The 2,543-nt window shown below is 30.0% G+C and carries 2 protein-coding genes and 1 pseudogene; all 3 read right to left on the bottom strand.

Annotation, left to right across the window (positions count from 1 at the left end; translation table 11 throughout):
• Positions 1–163: 163 nt before the first annotated feature.
• The gene (csm2, locus tag SULYE_RS07575; protein WP_007548141.1) at positions 164–733 is read right to left on the bottom strand and encodes a type III-A CRISPR-associated protein Csm2; all 570 of its coding nucleotides are present in this window, start codon (positions 731–733) and stop codon (positions 164–166) included.
• Entirely contained in the window at positions 726–2,174 is a 1,449-nt protein-coding gene (gene cas10, locus SULYE_RS07570; protein WP_408054949.1) for a type III-A CRISPR-associated protein Cas10/Csm1, read from the bottom strand. Before cas10 ends, csm2 begins: the two co-directional genes overlap by 8 nt.
• Before the next feature lie 38 nt (positions 2,175–2,212).
• Positions 2,213–2,543: pseudogene (locus SULYE_RS08465) on the bottom strand (type III-A CRISPR-associated protein Cas10/Csm1); the annotation flags it as partial.

Raw genomic sequence — 2,543 nt, 5'->3', positions numbered from 1 at the left:
TTTGTCTTTTCCTTCTATATCAAGCTTTAAGACAGGAATCTTGATAACAATATTATCTATCCCGCCTATCTCTACACTTTCTTTTGACCCTCCAATGTGTAAGCCTGTTAGCACTCTAATCTTGCACTCTAATTTAATGATTCCTTTTAATGCTTTACTCATATTATGCCTCCTTTGGGAAGTGGAATGTATGGTATGCTACAATTGATTCTAAAATTTTTACGAAAACTTCAAACACTTCTTGAGCATTTTTTTCATTCATATCTTCTTTTACTTTTGAAAGAATAGTCTTCATAAATTTGTAAAAGTTTTCATCTATAAGGTCTCTTCCTTTGCTATAAGCGAGTTTTGGAATAAGTGCTAAAATTCTTATTTTTATTTTTTTAACATCTTCCCCTGATTTTAAGTCATATTCTATAGTTTTTATTTCGTTGAAAAATTTTCTAAGCTGACTTCTCTTCAATTTGCCTATATAACCAACGGCACCTGCAATGCCTTCGCAAATTCCACCTGGTTTTATATATTCTTCTAAATCCAAGTTTAATATTCCTTTCTCTATGTCTTTAATTACTTCACTAATAAGCTTATCGTAGTTATTATTAAGTTCTACTCTTTCTTCTTTTTTATCTATTTCTTGCTTTTTATTTCCTTTTCCCTTTTTATTCCTTTCAACAATTTCAATAATCTCTTCCAATTCATTACTTACATTTAAACTACTTTTTACCTCAGTCATCTTTTTTTCCTCCTCTTGTTTTCATTAATGCAATGGATAGTATCACATCTAAATTTCTAATTACATTTTCTTTTGATAAAGAGTCTTCACCATAACTATAACCTTTTCTTAATAACCACTCTACAAGTAAATTTCTGACACTTTCATTTTTTACATTTCTACCTATTTGATAAAAGATTTTTGGATAAATAATCGGGTCTATTTTTCCATCTTCTGATACATAAACTCTATGCAAGCTTAATAATCTGTAAGCCAACGCTCTTGACATCTTTTTTTCTTCCATATATTCAGCTATTTTATTTGATATACTTAGGATTGTTTCAAAGTTTACATAGTTATCATCCTGTGGTTTTTTATACAGTTTTGAAAGTTCTTCATCGCCAAATATTCTTTGGTTGTACGTGCTATATCCTTTTATCTCTGAAGAATATTTAAAGCTTTTTTCAAATATGGTTATTGCATCTTTTAGGTAGTTTTGTTTATTTTTTGTAGCAAAGATTGCACTTTTGGATATACTTTCCATCTCCTCTGATATTTTTGCCATGTATTCAAGGCTTACCTTAGACCCTACTATTGGTATACCGCCGGATATTCCAAAGTCTGTATTATTAGCTGTATATTTGTAAAATTTCTTCCTTAGTTCCACTACAAAATCTAAGATTAGATTGTATGGTCCTATTAAAAATAAATCATCTCCACCTGCATAAACAGTGTATATCAATTTTTGTTTCGCTTTTAGGTTTGTATTTCCAAGCTCTCTCTTTGCATAATCATCAGAGACTTTATTTATTAAAATTGATATATATCCTGTAAAGAATAGGTCTAACATTCTGCTTAGCGTTGCTATTCTTGATATTGTATATCTTCTTAATCCATCGCTAAATATTAGCCCAAGATTGTCTACGTCTGCTCTTAAAACTGCAAGCTTTTTATCTCCTTTTGCAAATTCTGCAATGTAGTTTAGTGGTAAGATTGAGTTTATAGGCTGGTTTTTTAATTCTTCCCTTTCTTTCTCTTCTAAATCTGCATATTTTAAGAGATAATCTTTTACCTCATACGTTAAGGTTGGTACTATGTTTGCTATAAATTTAAATCCGTTAGTGTGTCCTTCCTCTGCCAATTTTGTTGAGTTTAGATTTAGCACTTCTTTTGCTTTTGTCATTATTTCCGGCTCTGGTTTATTGAATAAATATACTTTTCCAAATTTTCCAAAATCCAAATCTGGTTCTTTGCTCATGTATTCAAATTGATAGATTATGAAAAGTTTTTCATGTTTTGCTAATTTTGCTCCTAACTCATTAAAAGTATTACACCATCTGCAAATGTCTTCTTTTTCTTTTCTTGGTAAAGATTTGCAAGATTTACATACATGAAACCCATCTTCAAAGTCTTTGGTAAGTAATTTTTTTGCTTTCCTTTTTTTATCTTCATCAATGCTGATTTGTAAATTTGTTATCGCTTCTCTTAACTTGTCTCCTTTTAAATACTCTGACTTAACTCTGTTTGTCCGCTCACTATTGACAAGTCTAAATGAAACTCTTCATGCAAATATTTTGAAAGTTCATTTTTAAAATCTTTTAAAATATCTTTAACTTTGTTTGTGTTTGGTAGTAGTAGCTGGAATTTTCCGCCGCCTGAATAAAGTATGTTTGTTATTGGATAGTTAAGCTTATTTAGTATGTATCTGCTTAATAGCTCTGGCAGTATTGATACAAAGAAAGACCTTCCTCTAAGCTCTTTTGGAACAGAAAAACCTTCTTTTTCTACATCTATTTTACTGACTTTGTATATAAATTTTTGAATTCCGCTG

It is taken from the genome of Sulfurihydrogenibium yellowstonense SS-5 (genome assembly GCF_000173615.1).
GTDB classification, from domain to species: Bacteria; Aquificota; Aquificia; order Aquificales; family Hydrogenothermaceae; genus Sulfurihydrogenibium; species Sulfurihydrogenibium yellowstonense.
The sequence above is the reverse complement of the archived record's forward strand: the minus strand, read 5'-3'. Positions and strand labels throughout refer to the sequence as shown.